The sequence below is a fragment of the Kitasatospora sp. HPM-01-4 genome (assembly GCF_051374625.1).
Lineage (GTDB): Bacteria > Actinomycetota > Actinomycetes > Streptomycetales > Streptomycetaceae > Kitasatospora.
In genome coordinates, this window is sequence record NZ_JBPQGP010000005.1 from 8,838,757 (window position 1) to 8,851,924 (window position 13,168).

10 protein-coding genes are annotated in these 13,168 nt (G+C 73.4%); 3 read left to right on the forward strand and 7 right to left on the reverse strand.

The features are described from left to right. On the reverse strand, positions 1-927 hold the full coding sequence (locus ACSMTC_RS38035) for an extracellular solute-binding protein (protein ID WP_436564915.1): 927 nt from the start codon (positions 925-927) through the stop codon (positions 1-3). A 493-nt stretch (positions 928-1,420) separates the two neighbouring features. Between ACSMTC_RS38035 and ACSMTC_RS38040 the strand changes: the two genes are divergently transcribed. Further along, on the forward strand, positions 1,421-1,909 hold the full coding sequence (locus ACSMTC_RS38040) for a GNAT family N-acetyltransferase (protein WP_436564327.1): 489 nt from the start codon (positions 1,421-1,423) through the stop codon (positions 1,907-1,909). A gap of 94 nt (positions 1,910-2,003) precedes the next feature. On the opposite strand, the gene ACSMTC_RS38045 is transcribed toward ACSMTC_RS38040, so the two are convergent. Further along, the gene (locus tag ACSMTC_RS38045) at positions 2,004-3,353 is read right to left on the reverse strand and encodes a cytochrome P450 (RefSeq protein ID WP_436564328.1); all 1,350 of its coding nucleotides are present in this window, start codon (positions 3,351-3,353) and stop codon (positions 2,004-2,006) included. Between the two features lie 247 nt (positions 3,354-3,600). Between ACSMTC_RS38045 and ACSMTC_RS38050 the strand changes: the two genes are divergently transcribed. Beyond that, positions 3,601-4,503, forward strand: a complete 903-nt coding sequence (locus ACSMTC_RS38050) for a hypothetical protein (RefSeq protein WP_436564329.1) — start codon at positions 3,601-3,603, stop codon at positions 4,501-4,503. Positions 4,504-4,651: 148 nt separating this feature from the next. Here ACSMTC_RS38050 and ACSMTC_RS38055 read toward each other — a convergent pair whose 3' ends face one another. Further along, entirely contained in the window at positions 4,652-5,527 is an 876-nt protein-coding gene (locus tag ACSMTC_RS38055) for an oxidoreductase (protein ID WP_436564330.1), read from the reverse strand. Positions 5,528-5,672: 145 nt separating this feature from the next. Between ACSMTC_RS38055 and ACSMTC_RS38060 the strand changes: the two genes are divergently transcribed. Continuing rightward, positions 5,673-6,557, forward strand: a complete 885-nt coding sequence (locus tag ACSMTC_RS38060) for a LysR family transcriptional regulator (protein WP_436564331.1) — start codon at positions 5,673-5,675, stop codon at positions 6,555-6,557. Between the two features lie 46 nt (positions 6,558-6,603). Here ACSMTC_RS38060 and ACSMTC_RS38065 read toward each other — a convergent pair whose 3' ends face one another. The 4 genes from ACSMTC_RS38065 to ACSMTC_RS38080 all read right to left on the reverse strand — a co-directional run bounded on the left by ACSMTC_RS38065 (position 6,604) and on the right by ACSMTC_RS38080 (position 12,954). Next, positions 6,604-7,785, reverse strand: a complete 1,182-nt coding sequence (locus tag ACSMTC_RS38065) for an FAD-dependent oxidoreductase (protein WP_436564332.1) — start codon at positions 7,783-7,785, stop codon at positions 6,604-6,606. Positions 7,786-7,973: 188 nt separating this feature from the next. Then, entirely contained in the window at positions 7,974-10,751 is a 2,778-nt protein-coding gene (locus tag ACSMTC_RS38070) for a SpoIIE family protein phosphatase (protein WP_436564333.1), read from the reverse strand. A gap of 386 nt (positions 10,752-11,137) precedes the next feature. Then, positions 11,138-11,440, reverse strand: a complete 303-nt coding sequence (locus tag ACSMTC_RS38075; protein WP_436564334.1) for a putative quinol monooxygenase — start codon at positions 11,438-11,440, stop codon at positions 11,138-11,140. Positions 11,441-11,727: 287 nt separating this feature from the next. After that, on the reverse strand, positions 11,728-12,954 hold the full coding sequence (locus ACSMTC_RS38080) for an MFS transporter (protein WP_436564335.1): 1,227 nt from the start codon (positions 12,952-12,954) through the stop codon (positions 11,728-11,730). Positions 12,955-13,168: the final 214 nt, after the last annotated feature.

The window sequence follows — 13,168 nt, forward strand, 5'->3', positions numbered from 1 at the left end:
TCAGCCGGAGCCCTTCGTCCGCGGCAGTTCGGAACGGAGCGGCGCGGGGACCGCTCCGGCGTCGCCGGAGACGGTGGGCGTCGAGAGGGTCACGTTGTGCGCGGCCAGACTCGCCCTGCCCCGGTCGCCCAGCAGGTAGTGCACGAAGGCGGTGGCTCCCGCGGGGTTGGCCGCGCGGTTGACCACCGTCACGGTGAAGTGGGCGGCGACGTCCACCGCGCCGAGGTCGACGGTGGGTACATGCTGCTCGGCCGCTTCGTTGCTGTAGAAGAAGGCGGCGTCCAGCTGTCCCGCCTCCAGGCGGCCGTCGAGTTCCTGTTCCGGGAAGACCTGGGAGGACTTCTCGACCGAGGCGGCCAGGCCGGGATCCCGGTAGATCCGGGCCGCCTGCTGGAGGGCCTCGATGGCCAGCTCTCCCTTGGGGTCGAGCCTGGGATCGGTACGGCCCAGCCGGAACCCGGGTTCGGTGATCACCTGGTACCAGGGTTTCGCCTTCAGCTCGGCGGCGAACGCACTGTGCGGGTTGTACGCGATCATCACCGGTGTGCTGCCGAACGTCACGTACCAGGACACCCACCCGCCGTTGGCCGCACCCTCCAGGGAGTCGTCGGCCTTCGAGCTGGCACTGACGAAGACGTCGGCCTGCCGCACCTTGCCCTTGATCTGGTTGGCGAGTTCGGTGGAGCCGCCGCCGACCCCCTGGTAGTGGTAGCCCGTCGCGGCGCTGAACGCCGGACCGAGGTCGTGCTCCATGAAGTTCTGCAGCGACCCGCAGTACAGCACCTGGACGGTGCCGTTCCCGCCGCCGGTAGCCGCCGGTCCGCCCGGCCGGTCACCGGAGCCGCCGCAACCGGCGACCAGGGCCACGGCCGCCGCCAGCGCGCCCACCAGCCGCGCCCGAGACCACCGCCGGGCCGGCACTGCCATCCGCACGCGCCCTCACCCTTTCCGCTCCCGCACGGCAAGAACACGCGCCGGCCGTGACCCGCGGCGGTCGAGCCGGCTCGGGACGGCCGTACGTCGCACCGTGCCGTGCCGACCGGGTTCCGGGGATCGCGCTCGGTGCGCGCTCCTGCCGCTCCACGGGTTCTGGCCCCCGGGCGCCGCGGACCCGTGCCGCCCCCGGAACGCTTCGCACGGGGTGCGTCGGCTCCGGACGCCCCAGGACCGGGCCGCCCGGGGGAGAACCTCAGAACACCACGCTATCCGCATCCGTGTCCGACCACCTCGTCCGGACGCCCCGGCGGCCGACCGGGCGGTCGTGGCGCCGACGGGAGCGGGAGGACGCCCGGCCGGGCCCGCCGACGCCGCGGCCCCATCGGACACCGCCGCGGGCGCCGTCTGCCACCGGCACCGAGCACGGCTGTCGAGGACGGGAAAACCGCTGGCGGACCCGGTACGGCACCGGCATCCTGACCGCATGCTGATCAGGGAAGCCACCACCGATGACTGGCCCGCCGTCTGGCCGTTCTTCCACCGGATCGTCGCCGCGGGCGAGACCTACCCCTATCCGCTCGATCTCACCGCGGAGCAGGGCCGCGACTGGTGGCTCCTGCCCGCCCCGGACCGTACGGTGGTCGCCGTCGACGAGGCCGGTACGGTCCTGGGCACCGCGAAGATGAACCGCAACCGCATGGGCAACGGCTCGCACATCGCGAGCGCCAGCTACATGGTCGACCCGGCGTACTCCGGGCGGGGCGTGGGCCGGGCACTGTGCGAGTACACGCTGGAGTGGGCCCGCGCCGAGGGATACCGGGGGATGCAGTTCAACGCGGTCGTGGAGACCAATGCGCACGCCGTGAAGCTCTACCGCTCGCTCGGCTTCGAGATCCTGGGCACGGTCCCGGAGGGATTCCGGCACCCGACGGAGGGCTATGTGGGGCTGCACATGATGTACCGCCCGCTCTGAGCCGGACGCCGGCCGGGGCGGGTACGGACGGCCGGTCGGTCTCCCGCTCCCGCCCGTACCCCGTGCCCGGCCCGTGACAGCCGCGCCGCAGGGATCAGCGGCGGGCCGTGATGACGGCCGGCATCGGACCGTCGGGACGGACGATGAAGCCGAACACGGCCGCGCTCGGGGTGCTCAGGAAGACCGGGCTGAAGGCCGGCAGCAGCTGTTCGAGGAGCACGGTCATCTCGCGCATCGCGAACTGCAGCCCCAGACAGGCGCGGGCGCCGAGCCCGAACGGCAGGTACGCGCCGGGCTGGGCCGGGCGGCGTCCCGGGGCGGTGAACCGCTCGGGGTCGAAGCGCTCGGGATCGGGCCACAGCCCGGGATCGCGGTGGGTCAGGTAGGGGGAGAGGAAGACGTCGGTGCCCGCCTCGATCCGGAAGCCGTCGAGGAGGTCGTCCTCGACAGCGTGGCGGGGGAGCAGCCAGGCCGGCGGATACAGCCGCAGGGTCTCGCTGACCAGGGCCTGGACGGCGTCCCTGCGCGCGGCGGAGCCCGGCGCTCCGGCCGCCAGTGCCCGGTCGGCCTCCTCCGGATGACGCTCCAGCAGCAGGTAGAGCCAGGCCAGTGTCTTCGCGGTGGTCTCGTGCCCGGCGACCAGCAGGGTGACCAGTTCGTCGCGGATCAGCCGGTCGGTGTACTCGGGGCGGCTCGTCGCGAGGTCCAGCAGGACGTGCAGCAGGCCGGGGCCGTCCGGACCGGCGCCGCCCCGGCGGGCGGCGTCGATCGCGTGCCCGGCCACGGCGTCGATCCGCGCGAGATCGGCGGCCACCGCCGTCTCGACGGCGGCCTGAGCGGCGGGCACACCGCCCGAGGCGGGCGGGACGGGGGTGGTCGGCAGGGCGGCTACGACCGTCTCGATGGCGGCCAGTTCGTCATGGGTCGCGGCATCGAGCGGGTGGCCGGTCAGGGAGCGCCAGATGGTGTCCAGGGCGAAGAACCGCAGGTCCTCACCGACATCGGTCGGCCGGCCGGTACGGGCGCACTCGGCCCAGTGACCGGCGGTGCGGTGTGCGGCGTCGGCGATCCGCTGCTCGAAGCGGCGGATGCCGGTGCCGGTGAACTGGGCCTGCAGCAGGCGCCGTTGACGCTTCCACTGCTCGCCGGAGGCGGAGAGCACCCCGTCGCCGACCAGGATCCGGGCACGGTGCGAGCGCTTGACGTAGCGATCCGGATGACGGGCCAGCACGTGCTGCACCGCCGGCGCCCCGGTGGCCAGCACCGTCGGGCGCGGACCGAGTCGGACCGCGCCGACCCCGCCGAGCGCGCTCACCCGGCCCAGCAGCTCGACCAACTGCCCACCGGAGGCGCGCCAGGACTCGACGGCGGAAGCGTCGAGCTCCGGTGGTGGACCTCCCGTGCCGGGGTGCTGAGGAACGACGTCAGGGACTTCGGTGGCCAAGGCACTCCTCCTGCTCGACGGCTGCGGCTTCACGCGTCTGTGACGATACGTCAGCTCAGCTGGGCCGTGTGGGCGAAGCAACCGGATGACGGGAAGAGGCACTTGATTCCCCACCCGCCCGCCGTTCCGGGGCCCGGCCGCCGCGGACGTTAGGCCGAATCGGTTCGCCTCGCCCCGAAACCGCTGCACCGCCCGGACGGCTGGGGATCCTTCGCGCGGCGAAAAGCCACCCGACGAAAGGATCTTCATGCCGGACCAACTGCTCAACCGCGCCGTGCGAGTGGCGGCCGTCGCCGCCCTCGCGCTCGCCACCACCGTCGCGACGGCGGGCATCGCGGGCGCGGAGTCGCCCGAGGAACACCCGATCGAGGTCAAGGTCGACAAGGCGGGCATCACCGCGCCGCAGAAGCACCTCGGCGGCCTGGTCAGCTTCCGGGTCAAGACCGACGACCCCAACGGCCGTCAGCTCCAGCTGCTGCGCCCGCACGCCGGAGTGAAGATCGACAAGGTGCTGCACGACCTGGCCGGCTCGGTCAGCCGTACGCCGTCCACCGCGGCGGCGGGCATCCGGGCGGTCCGCGGCGAGGCCGACGCACTCGGCGGCGCGATGGTCACCACGAAGGTCCACGAACAGTTCACCGAGGAGGTCAGCCCCGGCACCGTCTACCTGCTGGACCTCACCGCCTTCAAGGCCGACCCGGCCCACCCGGTGATGAAGGCCATGGAGCTGGCCGGCACCAACGGCATGAACGCCAACCAGGCCCGCTACCCCCACGGCATCGTGGTCCACCGGGCCACGTCCGACGGGCCGCGGTTCCAGACCGACGACCTGGACCACGTCCACCTGGCCTACCTGGTGCACAACGGCTCGCCGCAGATCCACGAGACCCAGCTGCGGCCGGTCGCCCCGGGCACCACCGACAAGCAGGTCCACACCTACCTGGACGCGATGGCGCACGGCCGCCGGGCGCAGTCCCCGTTCACCGGCCCGGCCACCGGCCTCGGCGCCTTCTCCCCGGACCGCAGCGCCTCGATCCAGGCCCACGGCCTGCAGCCGGGCCGCTACGCGGTGCTCGACCTGGTTCCCGACGAGAAGACCGGCCTGCCGCACGCCGCCCTCGGTATGCACCAGGTCGTCGACCTGAAGTGACGCCGGGCGACTGACCGTTGTGCGGGCGGGGGAGACCCCGCCCGCACAACCGTCCATCAGCAGGCCGTCCGCCCACCGCATCGCCGAGGGCGCGCAATACCACCGGCCGCGCCTCGCGAAGGCGCCCGGCGCGCCGCTCCTACGGGTATCAGTCGTCGAAGTCCGTGCCGCGGCTGACGGACTCCCAGGCCAGCGCCTCGGCGCGGGAGGCGTCGAGGTGGCGGAGGATCTCGTCGGCGGCGTCATTGCCGAGCGCCAGCCGCAGCGGGGTGTGCTCGGCGTCCAGCGCGGTCAGGATGGCGGCAGCGGCCTTGGCAGGGTCGCCCGGCTGCTTGCCGTCGCTGTCCGGCAGCACGGCCCGGACGGCACCGACCGTCTCGTCGTACGCGGGGATGGCCGCGGACTGCTGCAGGGCACCGCCTCCGGCGAAGCCGGTCCGGAACGAACCGGGCTCGACCACCAGCACCTTGATCCCGAACGGGGCCACCTCCAGGGCGAGCGCCTCGGACAGCCCCTCCAGCGCGAACTTGGTCGCCGAGTAGGCGCCGACACCCGGGAACGAGAAGCGCCCGCCCATGCTGCTCATCTGCACGATGGCGCCCGAACCCTGACGGCGCATCTGCGGAAGAACCGCTCGGGTCAGCGCTGCGGGACCGAAGAAGTGAAGGTCCATCAGATCGCGCAGCTCGCGGTCGGTGGACTCCTCGACCGCTCCGATCAGGCCGCGGCCGGCGTTGTTGACCAGGACGTCGATCCGCCCGTACCAGAGCAGGACCTCGGCCACCACGGCGCTGATCCGCGCCGGGTCGGTGACGTCCAGGGCGACCGGGATCACCCGGTCGGGATGCGCGGCGGCGAGGGCGTCCAGCGTCTGAGGCCGGCGGACCGCCGCGACGACGGTGTCACCGGCCGCGACGGCCGCCTCGGTGAGCGCCTGGCCGAAACCCGACGAGGCGCCGGTGATCAGCCAGACCCGCCCGGAGGCCGTGCGCTCGGCGGGCTGGGCGGAGGGAACGCTGGACATCTTCATCTCCTCGATCCGCGGCGCCCGGAAACCTCTGTTGCCCGGCGTCGCTTGGTCGTTGACGACTCCAGTTATGTCAGCCGCCGTACCGGACGGTCCAAGACAGAGTCCCGGTGGCTCGATAGAGACGGCTTATGATCACCGGATGGAGCTGCGTCAGTTGCACTACCTGGTCGCGATAGCCGACGAGGAGAACCTCGGCCGGGCCGCCGCCCGGCTGTACGTGAGTCAGCCCGCCCTCTCGTACGCCCTGCGGAACCTGGAGTCGGAACTCGGTGTGCGGCTGTTCGACCGGCACTCGGGGGGCGTCACCGCGACCTCGGCCGGGCGGGACGTGGTGGCCGAGGCCCGCCGTACGGTACGCCAGGCGGAGCGGGTCGCGGCCGCCGCCGAGCGGCACCGGCGGGGCGAGACCGGGGTGCTGCGGGTGGGCTTCGAGGCCAGCGGCGCCGGTGAGCTCACCACCCGCTCGCGGGCCGAGTTCGCCCGCCGCCACCCCGGCGTCCGGGTGGAGCCCAAGCGCTTCGACTGGGGACAGGAGGCGATGGCCTTACGGGACGGCCGGGTTGACGTCGCGTTCGTCTGGTTACCCGCCGACCTCACCGGCCTGCGGGCCGAGCCGGTGCACACCGAGCCCCGGGTCGTCGGCCTGCCGATCGGACATCCGCTGGCCGACCGCGACGGTCTCTCGGTCCTCGACGTCGGCGACGAACCGCTGATGTGGACCGAACGCGCCCCGCGGGACTGGGTCGACTGGTGGGCCGTCAACCCCCGACCCGACGGCTCCAGCCCCAACTGGGGGCCGACCAACGACAACGTCGAGGAGATGCTCGAACAGGTGGCGGAGGGTTCCGCCGTCTGCTTCGCCCCGCTGAGCATGACCCGGTACTACGCCCGCCCGGACCTGGCCTGGGTTCCGCTCACCGACGTGGAACCGCTCCGGGTCGTACTGGCCTGGTCCGCCGGCACGGACAACCCGCTGGTCCTCGGCTTCGCCGAGGTGGTGCGCGAACTCGCCGCCGGCCACTGACCGTTGACGGTGGACGGCGGCGAGCCCTGCTCGGGCGGACCGCCCGTCACGCACCTCGGCCGCTGCCGGGAAGCGGGGTGTCCCAGTCGAGCAGCCGCAGGAGCTCCTCGTCCACCCGGGAGGCCGGGCGTTCGGAGTCCCGCGCCTGCGGGCCCGGGGAGTCGGTCCGGCTGGAGGTGAGCCGGGCACTGGCCGTGATGTTCCGCTCGACCCGGGGCCTGCGGTGAAGCTCGTAGCAGTCCAGCGCCGCGGCCGGGGTTTCGGCGTCGCGCAGCGCCTTGGCAAGCACCACGGCGTCCTCCAGCGCCATCGAGGCACCCTGACCGGTCGCCGGAGACGCCGCGTGGGCCGCATCGCCGACGAGCACCGTACGCCTGCCGTGCCAGCGGGCCCCGGGCGCCAGGTGCAGGGCGTTGGTCACCAGCAGCCTGTCGTCGGTGGCCGCGACGATGTCGGCGGCGGGTGTGCGGTCGGGGCGCAGCAGCGGCAGCAGCCTCTCCCGCCACTGACCCGGCGTCATCAGGGCGATCTCCTCGGCGGTCGCCGCCGGGCCGGGCACCCGGGCGAACCAGAAGGTCTCTTTGGCGGGGGAGACCAGGTAGCCGAACGCGGCACCGCTGCCGCGGACCATGGTGATCAGGTCAGGGTCGCCGGGCACGGGCGTGGCACCCGTCGTGTAGCCGTAGAAGACGCGCTGGCCCGCGTACTCCGGTCCGGGCGCGGTCGGATCGAGCTGCGAGCGGACCGCCGAGCGCAGACCGTCGGCGCCCACCAGCAGGTCACCCGTGGCCGAACTGCCGTCCGCGAACACCGCCGTGGCGGCCGTCTCGCTCTCGCTGACGGCGACGAGCCGAGCCGAGTGCCGGATCGGGATGCCCCGCCGCCGGACCTCGCGCTGCAGTACCGCGCCGAGTTCGGCGCGGCGCAGACAGCGGTAGCGGGTCAGCGGGTGGTCGTGTTCGCCCAGCGGCATGGCGGAGAGCGGGGCGCCGGCCTCGTCGATCATGCTCATGCGGGTGATCGGGAAACCGAGGCCGGCCACCGGCTCGGCCGCGTCGAGCTGCGCCAGCGCGCGCATACCGTTGCTCGCCAGGGTGAGGAAGGCCCCGATGTCCTCCCCGCTGTCCGGATGCGCCTCGTAGACGGTGACCCCGAACCCCGCCTTGTGCAGTGCCAGGGCCGTCGCCGTCCCGGCGATCCCGCCCCCGATCACCATGATCCCCGCCAACGCGATCCCCTTCCCCTGCGCCGCCCCGGCGGGAACCGGGGCGGACGGTGCCGTACGTTCCCACCACGACCATAGCGCCGGGGACCGCCGCACTCGGCGGGACCGGTACGCCCGGCCGGATCCCCGCGGGCCCCACGCGCTCGGGCCGGTGCCCGTGACCGTCGCCGTGACCGCGCGAGGAGCGGCACTCACCCCCGCTCGGGGCCCGTCCACGGGTCCGGGCCGGCGGGCGCGACGCGCTGCTCGGTCCAGATGGTCTTGCCGGTGGGGGTGTGGCGGGTGCCCCAGTGCTGGGTGAGGTGGGTGACCAGCAGCAGGCCGCGGCCGCTCTCGTCGGTGGGTGCGGGGTGACGGGGGTGCGGGGTGGTGTCGGTGGCGTCGGAGACCTCGCAGACCAGGGTGTCGTGGTAGTGGAGGAGCCGGACGTGGATGGGGCCCGAGGCGTGCTGGATGGCGTTGGTGACGAGCTCGGTGAGGATGACCTGGGTGGTGAACACCTCGTCGTCCAGGCCCCACCGGGCGAGCTGCCGGGCCGCGGCGGTGCGGATCGCGGCGACGGCGGTGGGGGCGAAGAGAACGTCCCAGTCGGCGATCCGGTCGGGCGGCAGGAGGTGGGTACGGGCGACCAGGACGGCGGTGTCGTCGGTGGGCCGGGTCGGCCGCAGGGCGGCGAGCACCTCGTCACAGGTCTCCTGGGGAGTGCGGCCGCGCTGGTCGGCGAGGGCGGCGAACAGGGCGTTCTCCCCGGCGGTGAGGTCGCGGGTGTGATTGGTGATCAGGCCGTTGGTGTACAGCACCAGGGTGGTGCCCTCGGGGAGGCGGAGCCGGGCGGCGTGGAAGGGGTGGTGGCCGAGGCCCAGCGGCGGGTTGGCGGGGAGGGCGGGGACCTCGACGGTGCCGTCGGGGCGGACCAGGACGGGCGCGGGATGGCCGGCGCCGGCCAGGGTGCAGGTGCCGGCGGTGGGGTCGTAGATGGCGTACAGGCAGGTGGCACCGGCGATGACGGCCTGGGTCTCGGACGCCTCCTGGTCGAGCTGGGAGACCAACTGGTCGAGGTGGGCGAGCAGTTCACCGGGCGGCAGGTCGAGGGTGGAGAAGTTCTGTACGGCGGTGCGCAGCCGGCCCATGGTGGCGGCGGCGTGCAGACCGTGCCCGACCACGTCGCCGATGACCAGCGCGGTGCGGGTACCGGGCAGCGGGATGACGTCGTACCAGTCACCGCTGGCGCCGGTGGGGGCGGGCAGGTAGCGGTGGGCGATGTCCAGGGTCGGGTGCGGCGGAAGGGTCCGGGGGAGCAGATGGCGTTGGAGCGTGGTGGCCAGGGTGTGCTCGCGGGTGTAGCGGCGGGCGTTGTCGATGGCCAGGGCGGCCCGGTTGGTGAGCTCCTCGGCCAGTGACAGGTCGTCCTCGTCGAACGGCTCGCTCTCCCGGGTGCGCCAGAAGTTGACGACGCCCATCAGCACGCCCCGGGCCCGCAGCGGGACAGTGATGAGCGAGTGGAAACCGAAGTCGATCACGTCCTGGGTGCGCTCGCGGTCCTGGTTCCGCCAGCCGTTGTCGGCGGACAGGTCGGGTACGAGGACGGGGTGTCCGCTGACGAAGCCCGTCGCCTGGGGGGTGGGGCCGGCGAAGGTCTGGAGCCCGCCCGCGGGGTAGAGCGGCGACGGGCCCGGGCCGGTGAGCGCGACCCGCCGCAGTACCGCTGCCGTGCCGCTGACCAGGGCCTGCGGTTCCTCGCCTTCGAGGACGGGCTCGGCGAGGTCGACGGTGACGTAGTCGGCCAGGCGCGGGGTGGCGATCTGGGTGAGCTCCTGGGCGGTGCGCCGGATGTCCAGGGTGGTGCCGATGGCGAGACTCGCGTCGTACAGCAGCCGGAGCCGGTTGCGGGCGATCTCGGCCGTACCGGTCAGGATGTGGAGCTCGGTGGTGTCGCGCAGGGTGGCGACGCTGCCGGGCGGGCCGCCCTTCCGGTCGGTGGGCCGGTTGTTGATCGCCAGCAGCCGGCCCCCGAGCGGAACCACCTCGTCGGTGACGATGCGTCGGGAGGCCAGCAGCTCCGCCATCCGGGGGGTGAGCCGAAGGGCGGGGTCGCCGACGGCGCGTCCCTCGGCATCGGCGGGGAGGTCGAGCAGGCGGCGCGCCTGGTCGTTGGCGAGAAGGATGCGGCCGGTGCCGCCGACGATGACCACCCCTTCGCGGACCGCGTGCAGCACCGCGTCGTGGTGCTCGTACATCCGGGTCATCTCGGCGGGCCCGAGGCCGTGGGTCTGGCGGCGCAGCCTGCGGTTCACCAGGCCGGTGCCGGCGGTGGCCAGCGCGAGGGCGGCGGCACCGGTGATCAGCAGCACGGGGAGCTGGCGGTTGATCGCGCTGCTCACCCCGCTGACCTTGACCCCGGCGGACACGATCCCGATGATGTTTCCGCCCTCGTCGTAGGCGGGGACGATGACCTGAAGCTCGTGGCCGAGCGGTCCTTGGACGCTCTCGATGGTGGTCCTGCCCTGCAGGGAGGGGCCGATCGTACCGACGAACTTCTTGCCGATCAGTTGCGGCTCGGGGTGCGTGTAGCGGATGCCGTCGCGGTTGGTGACCACCAGGAAGTCGATTCCGGCCTGCCGGCGGGCGACCTCCGTCCGCGGCTGGAGGACCGCGGTCGGGTCGGGCAGGCGCATGGCGGCCGGCAGACCCGGGGTGTGCGAGAAGGACTCGGCAGCGCCGAGCGAGCGGTCGCGGGCCTCGTCGAACTGGTCGCTGCGGGCCTGGATCAGCAGGGCGGCCACGGCCGCCACCACGAGCAGCAGCACGATCAGCACCTGCTGCAGGAACATCTGCCCGGCGAGGCTCCGCATGCCCAGGCGGTGCCGCGCCGACGAGGCGGGCGAAACGGCGTCCGGCTGGCGCCGCTCGCGGCGGCCGGACGGTCGGCGCCGGAACGGCCAGAAGGAGCGGGGCAGGGCTCGGGCCATGGGTAAATGTCTAACCCGGCCCCGCCGTGCGCGGGCCGCACCACGCTGTGGACCTTGCGCCGAGCGAGCGGAAAGACACCCCGCTCCGCCCGTACGCGGCCCCCTCGGGCGGGCCTCCCGGCAGCCGACGGGCGTCCCGGTACCGGCCGGCGGATACCCGGGCAGCGACGACACCGACGGCCCGTTCTCCCTCGCCGCGGGCCCCCGGGCGCCACGTGCACATCCCGTGGAAGCGGCGGCCCCCGTCCGAACCGCCGTCCCCTCCGGGACGAACCCGGTTGGCTGGGGGCTGCCGGCCCGGAGGCCTACGGGGGCCTCCGGAGGCGTACGCGGGCGGCGGAAGGGCGAGGCCGGGCCTGCGGTCCCGCCCCTCCGCGGTGAGCTGTTCAGGGAAGTTTGGCGGCCAGGATGTCGACGGTGCGGATGTCGGGATCGGTGGCCAGGCGGGTGGGGGCGATCCGCATCAGGGCCGCCGCGATCCGGCCGTTGAGGTGAGCGGCCCGGCCGCTCTCATCGGCGAAGGTGTCGAAGATCCCGAACACGGTGGGGCTCTCCCTGAAGGCGAACCAGGTCAGGGTCTGCTCCTCCTCACGAGCCGATGCCAGGGCGTCGCGCAGCAGCGCCTCGACCTCCTCGGCGTGCTCGGGCAGGGCTTCGATGCGGGCCAGCAGGCCGATCGTCGACGTCATGTGTTCCGTCCTTGCTCGGATCGCGAAGGCCCGCGTTCTGCGGGCCACCACGAAACTACGAGCCACACGGGGGAGCGGGGCGGCGGCGCGTCCGGCGGGGCCGTACCGCTGGGGCGCCCGTGGACGACGCGGACCGCCGCCCTCACCCTGACATCGAACCAACTGACTCCACCGGAGCCGGTGTTGCGGCCACCGGACGGTCTGTGACCGGACGCCCTGCGATGACGGCCCTCCACCGCACCGCCGCCTCCTGCCGCACCGCCGCCTCCCGCGCGCGGAACGAACGGTCAGCCGCCGACGGCGCTGACGGCCTGCCGGGGCGCGGCCGGCGCCGTGAGGGTCGCCAGTCGCCGCAGGCTGGCCCGTCGCTGTACCAGGCTCAGCCCGGTGACCGCTGCGCCGAGCGCAAGCCAGCCCGCCGGACCGGCCGTCATCACCGCGCCGGTCAGCAGCAGCGGGCCCACCGACTTCTGGACCGACTGGGACATCCCGGCGACTCCCAGGTAGGAGGCCCGGGCGCGCGGCGGCGCCAGACTGACCGCCAGCTCCCAGGAACTCACCGAGCGCATCAGTTCGGCCAGGGTGACCAGCATCGCGGCTGCCAGCATGGCGAGTGACGCCGACCAGGCTCCGCCGCCGGTGGCGGTCGCCAGTACCAGGCAGCAGGTGAGCAGGGTCATTCCGTACCAGCCCACTGCCGCGGCCGCTCTGCGCGGGCCTTCGGTCCGTGCCGAGATCCGCAGCTGCAGGACCACCACGAGCACGGTGTTGACCACCAGGAAGGCGGGGACGACCGCGTGCGGCGCTCCGGTGTGGTGGACCAGCCAGAGCGGCAGGCCGACGTTCAGCACCGAGTCGTCCAGGTTCATCGGGATGTCGAGGAGTACGAAGAGCAGGTAGCCGCGGTCCCGCCAGGGGCTGGGGGCGGATGACGGGCCGTCAGTGGTCCTGCCGTCGTTCTCCGCCGTCACCAGAGCGTGGCCGACCGGCTCCCTGGTCCGCCGGACCAGGGCGGCGGCCAGCACGAAGGAGAGCGCGTTGGCCAGGATCAGCGCGCGGTAGGCGTTCGTGGTGCCCACGGCGAGCCCGAGCGCGGCGATGCCCGCGCCGAGCGCGTACCCGGCGTTGGCCACGCTGCGGAACAGCGCCTGGTAGGTGCTCCGCCGTTCACCCGCGATCCGGGTGGCGAAGAGCATCTCCAGTGTCTTGGCCGCCCGCTCCGCGAGGCAGGTGAGGGCCACCACGGGCAGCAGTGCGGCGAAGTCGTGGGCGACCAGGAGCAGGCCCATGGTCCCCAGCCGCAGCAGGTGGCATCCGATCAGCAGGCCGCGCACGGTGAACCGTTCGGCGGCCCGCCCCGCCAGCGGTGACCCGGCGATCCCCGCGATGGCCCCCACCCCCAGCAGCAGTCCGAGCTGGCGCGCGTCCAGCCGGCTCACGAAGGTGAAGTACAGCACCGAGGCCGCGGCCCACACCCCTGTCCCGGTCCGGTCCACGCACTGTGCGAGCAGCATGATCCGCGCATCCCGCCCGCCCGGCGGCCGCCGCAGCTGTGCTATCAGTCCATCCCCGTTCCATCGCATGGCGAGGCCCCCGTGTCCACTCTCGGAATCAATCTCGACGTCAAGATACTTGATATCGACAAATCCCGGGAGGGGCGGTGGGGTGGGAGTGAGGCGGCCGAGGTCCGGCGGGGCGACCGAGCGTCAGGCGTCGGTTTCAGCGGCC